This window comes from Mesonia algae (assembly GCF_003253545.1).
GTDB lineage: Bacteria > Bacteroidota > Bacteroidia > Flavobacteriales > Flavobacteriaceae > Mesonia > Mesonia algae.
Window position 1 is genome coordinate 1 of sequence record NZ_QKYV01000018.1, and the last position, 5,396, is coordinate 5,396.

General features: G+C 31.5%; 5 protein-coding genes. 2 read left to right on the forward strand and 3 right to left on the reverse strand.

Going from position 1 to position 5,396, the window contains the following annotated elements; translation table 11 throughout:
- The coding region (locus LX95_RS14235; protein ID WP_111542126.1) for an IS110 family RNA-guided transposase at positions 1 to 813 on the forward strand (813 nt) is incomplete at its 5' end.
- Positions 814 to 1,996: 1,183 nt separating this feature from the next.
- On the opposite strand, the gene LX95_RS14245 is transcribed toward LX95_RS14235, so the two are convergent.
- The 3 genes from LX95_RS14245 to LX95_RS14255 form a co-directional block, all read right to left on the reverse strand.
- Positions 1,997 to 2,422 carry a hypothetical protein gene (locus LX95_RS14245; protein WP_111542128.1) on the reverse strand — a complete coding sequence of 142 codons (426 nt, stop codon included), beginning with the start codon at positions 2,420 to 2,422 and terminating at the stop codon, positions 1,997 to 1,999.
- A 6-nt stretch (positions 2,423 to 2,428) separates the two neighbouring features.
- Positions 2,429 to 2,992: a hypothetical protein gene (locus LX95_RS14250; RefSeq protein WP_111542129.1), complete on the reverse strand. Its 564-nt coding sequence runs from the start codon at positions 2,990 to 2,992 to the stop codon at positions 2,429 to 2,431.
- Between the two features lie 145 nt (positions 2,993 to 3,137).
- Positions 3,138 to 4,256 carry a hypothetical protein gene (locus LX95_RS14255; RefSeq protein ID WP_111542130.1) on the reverse strand — a complete coding sequence of 373 codons (1,119 nt, stop codon included), beginning with the start codon at positions 4,254 to 4,256 and terminating at the stop codon, positions 3,138 to 3,140.
- A gap of 328 nt (positions 4,257 to 4,584) precedes the next feature.
- On the opposite strand from LX95_RS14255, the gene LX95_RS14260 reads away from it, so the two are divergent.
- Positions 4,585 to 4,869 (forward strand): hypothetical protein, encoded by a 285-nt coding sequence (locus LX95_RS14260; protein ID WP_111542131.1) that lies wholly within the window; start codon positions 4,585 to 4,587, stop codon positions 4,867 to 4,869.
- Positions 4,870 to 5,396 lie beyond the last annotated feature (527 nt).

Here is a 5,396-nt window from a genome sequence, read left to right on the forward strand (position 1 = left end):
TCCGTGGTTACCAACCCTGCCGATATCCACCGCAAGGGAAAGGAAAAACATACAAAAACAGATCGTATCGATGCCCAGCTCATCGCCAGAGAACTCAAAGACGGCAGACTTGATTGCATCAGGATTCCCGATGTGGAACGGGAAGAACTGCGCAGCCTTTTTAGGCGTCGTAACGATATTGTGAAGGATATACGTCGCAACAAGAGCAGGATAAAGATGCAGCTTCTGTATTTCGGTATAAAGATTCCTGAAGAATTCAATAACGATAAATGGAGCCATAAGTTCAGGAACTGGATAGATGCAGTACACTTTACCCACCCCACGGCCAAATCGGCCCTCGAGGGGAGGATGCGCACTTTTAGATTCTTAGATAAAGAGAAACGGGAAATATCCACGCAGCTTCGTGCCTATTGCCGTAAATACCATAAAGAGGATTATTATCTATTGCGAAGTATTCCCGGTATAGGAGGTATAGTTGCTTGTGGTATCTTGAGCGAGCTGGGTGACCTGCGCCGTTTTAATAATATCAAACAGTTCGCTGGCTATCTGGGGCTTGCCCCGGGTATTTACCAAAGTGGCGAAAACTCTCGAGGTACGGGGATCACCAAGCGAGCAAATAAAATTATGCGCAGTTATTTTGTAGAAGCTTCTTGGCAAGCTATACGAGCCGATCCCGTGATGCAAGCTTACTATCGAAAACATGTGCACCGGAACTCAAAATCAATAATAATTAAAATTGCACGAAAACTAGCGAGTCGGACATTGGCCGTTGTAAAAACGGGAATTCCCTACGAGCCTGGTGTAGTGCAATAGAAAAATAAAAACAAATAGTAACAATAACAGAGCTCACAGAATAACCAATTTCCCGGATCACAAAACAACGTATGTGACCACCCAAGGGCTGGATCACTTTTATAGACCGTGGCCGGGTTATTATAACTTACAATCACACAGATGCTGGTGGCCGCGCTTGACGATGGACCACATATAGGATGCGGAGCAAGTTATTTAAAGGCCGTTGAAATACTGATAACCCTATCGGGATTACCAACATTTCAACACCACAACATCATCATTATGAATTGATTAAAAAATAAAATATTATATTTGAAGAACTGGACTAGTGCTTTTCATAGGATACGTTGTTGTGGCTAGTTTTTGTTATTGCATATTATAATTAGGTTTTCGACTTATTTTTAAATTCTTTAGAGGTTTAATTAATACAGTTTTTCGTATCCGAATTGATATTTATTCATCCAGTTTTAATTCGCCATATTCCCTCTAGTTTTTATTAGGTTTGCCTTAATTTTCTAATAATTTATCAAGATATATTCGAATTTCAATTTTATTAGAAATATTGTCAATTTTAAAATAGCGATTATTAGTCTAAAGCTTTTAAATTTTTTATTTATAAAGTTACACCCCATTTCTGGAATTAATAATCGCATTGTTATTAATTTAAAATTTTCACCAAATTGTATTTTAGAAATGACAATTGCTTTTCTTCAATTTTTGAGAAATATTAAATCAAATTTTGAGTCATTATTAATTAAATAAGATTGATGCTAAAAAAAATAAATACGTAAATGGAATCCAAAGAATTATTGGACTGATAATCCAAAACAACTTTGTTTTAAATTTCATATTTGAAATCGAAAGAATTATTCCACCGATGATAAATGAAGGTAAACCAAAAATTAACCAATATGGATTTAAGCAAATTAAGAAACCTAGAATTATTATAGCGATTCCAATTTTTCCTTTCATATAGGATTTTTTTTTAAATTAGCTACAACGGTTTTGTATATGGCTCGTAGCGTGCAAATTAGAAAATTATTTTCGGATTAAGCACAAGCCAGATTTTTAAATTTTACTATTTATCTTCTTTTATTGGAAATCGTCAAATTTAAAAATTTGGCGACTTTCCAAAAATGCCTTAACTTCGATTTGGTAACTAATTAGCTATGAGCTATATACGGTGTTACCCGCAGTTATTTTACGTAATCTTATCGTATAAATCCATTAATATGAAAATTGAAAATGTTACAAATGAAATACAGAAAGTTGCAATTTGCCAATAAAATAATTTCCAAGTAGTTTTTCCAAGATTATCTGTAATTTGTCTTGATTTATTTTTTTCATCTAAATCTTTTTTTTCTAATTTCCTGACCAAATTGGCAGTTTTTCTAAAATCTTTGAGGCGATTTAAAGCTAATAGCAAAGCTAAAGCAATTGAACATAAACTTGTGATACATCCAATCCAAAATAAAATCTTTTGAATACACGAGAATATAATTTCATCAGATTGAACAAAATTGAAAACATAAGCCAATAAACCTAACGAAAGACCTAATATCAGATTATTGATAAAAGTAAGTTGGTTTATTCTTACTAATTGCCAGCGTGCAAAATTATTTTCCAAATTTTATTATTTTTTGAACAGTTTTCTTTGTTCGTTATTCCAAGCCTTAATCGTAAAATTATACTCTCCAATTATAGTACTAGTACCCCAACTTAATTTTTTAATTTTAAATTTCAAATCTTGTCCGTTACCGTCTAATATTAATTTTACTGGAATTGCTCTATTTTCGTCATTTGTAATTGGGGCTAAAAGACTGCACCATTTTTTTTGTGAAAAATAATATTTGGAAATTTCTCCACTAGACATATCTTTCAAAAGAGTTGCTCCATTAAAATTTATTTTTTTAAATATTTTGTATTGTTCGTCGTAAAGGTCAAATGAAATATAATTTTCTTCATTATTTACAAGAACAACAACGGGAATTTTTATTGTCTGATTTTGTTTGTCTTTATATTCTCCGTTAGTTATAAATGTCAAAACGGTTGTGTTCGAAACATCTCCAAATTCGTCTATTAATTGGGAAGTACCCCAAGTATCAAGATATTTTTTGTCAAATGTTTCCAAAAAATGTTGAGCATTTCCATTGGTAACATATAAAAAGATTATTAAAATTATCGGAATTTTTTTCATAATTGTGGGTAACGTTGTTGTATAAGATTAGTTGCGTGGTTTAAGCACTAAAGTTAGCAAATAAATCACAGATAGAAAGTCCGCGAGGACTTTCGTAAGTAGGCTAGAACTAGCAATTAATTTTATACGGTGTTAGCACCAGTATTTATTCTTCTTTGTAAATCAAATCTAAAAAATCATCTTCATTAAATTTCAGATTTCTCAAATTAGGATTTGTAATTAATTTCGATGTTGCAAGAATTATCATTTGTGCAACAATAACTTTAATTTTCCAATATATATCTTGAGCTAATTTCTCTTTTCCAGCTAATTTAATTTTGTCATATAAGTCGTAAGACCTTTCTCCGTGAGCAATATCATTTCGTATTCTAAAACCAACATCTAAAATTTCCTTGAGCGATTTTGCCTCTTTTTTATTATTTGCTAAACTTAAAACACAAGTCATTTTTATAAAGTCCGAAGAAGTATTTTTACTAAATAAACCTTCTAAAGAATAAAGCAAGTCAAGTAAGTTGTCCATTGATATTTGATAACTTTCAACAGCTGTCAGGTACCTTTTAATTGGCCATAAATTAAAATGCCATTTAGTTGCAAGTCCATTTAAATTTCCAATTAGGTTTTTTAATTTGGTTCTCTCAATTAAAACTTCGTGCATAAATGAGCTACTCGCTTTTAAAGTCGCATATTTTCTTTGTCCAGAATTAATCTGAAAAAAACCATCATTTATAGAACTGTCATCTCTAATGACTATTGATGTTGTTGGAAATGATAAATGCAAACCTGCGAGAAAGAAAAATTTCAGTTCTTTCAGTACAGCAAAATGTTTATGATATGTATTTAAAAATTCTTCATTCCAGTTGGGAATATAACCAGCAAAATCCTTTTTAATCGGAATGGTTTTTAGTGATTTTTTATACTCCACTTCAATTACTGCAAATCCAATATTATGTGACCAATTCTTATAATTTTCAACTTTTAAATATTCAGGTAATTTTCCGCAATGTTTTTCAATTAATTCTGGTATTCGATTTTCATTGACCATTCCTGAAATAAAACGAGGAAATATAATTACAGAAGCACGTTTAATGTCATTTATTTCTGTGTTTTTTAAACCACCTGTAAATCCATATTCAAATTTTCGATTCCAAACTTCGTTGGAAAGAATAAGATTCAAATTGTCTGTTAAATCAATTGTAATCGGTTCAGTTGAAAATTCACTATCAGTATGGTAGCAAGGTAAAATCCATCTTGAAATTGTACTCATAGTTTTTTTGTCATATTGGTGCTAACGTTGATGTGTATGATTAGTGGCGTGTTTAAGCACCTAATTTAGCAAATAAAAAACCGAATAGAAAATCCGTGAGGATTTTCGTAAGTAGGCGAGAACCAGCCATTAATTATACACGGTGTTGCCAGTAGTTTTTATTCTGCATAATATTCCGATTAATACAAATACGGAAGTCAAATATATTGAGATTAAAAAGCCTATTCCAAAATCGTGAGTAAAAATTCCATCGTAAAAAGGTAAAGAACATATTCCAATAACTATTACAACTGGAATAATAAATATATACCAAAAGGCTTTTTTATTATTGGGAAAAGATATCAATCGTCGAATATTTAAATATGTCAAGATTCCAGAAGTAACTATCGGAACTATAAAACCAATCCAGTTTAATTTGGTCAAACTTTCCAAGAAAAGACCTAAGGTAAAAGAAAGAATGAAAATCAAAAAGCTTGAGATTAATAAGAAAATCAATGAGGTGAAAAATTCAGCAATTTTATTTTTAGATAAAAACAATGAAAAAATGAGTGATGTTAAAGTTGCTATTCCTATAATAGTTACTAATCCTCGGTCGTTTCCTCTGTCAATATAAGAGGCAATTAACATCCACATCCAAATAAGTAAAAGTGAACTCAAAATAAATATTAAGTTCTGCTTTCGATTAAAATATTTTATTTCATTACTCAATATCATACATCGATTAAGTGTTATTTATTCAGCTTTTTTAAAAATTTGAATTCAGTTCGAGTTTTTTTCAAATTACTGGCAACGGTTTTGTGTATGGTTAGTTGCGTGTTTAAGCAACTAATTTAGTAAACAAAAACGAACGCGAGAAAATTCCGAAGGAATTTTCCAAATAAGCACTTGCCAAAGCAATTAATTATAGCATCGATGAAAAAGCAGTGGATCCAGTATCTTTAAAGTTCACCAAAACAATAAGATATGAAAACTGTACCCACTGCTCAACCAAAGTTATACATTGGCATCGACATCCACAAATTAAGTTGGAAAGTTCACTGTGCCACCGACCTTTTTTGTGGTAAATCCTTTTCCATGCCACCCGAGGCTAAAACCCTTTATGACTATGTGCAGAAGAACTTTAAAGACCATCAAGTGAGC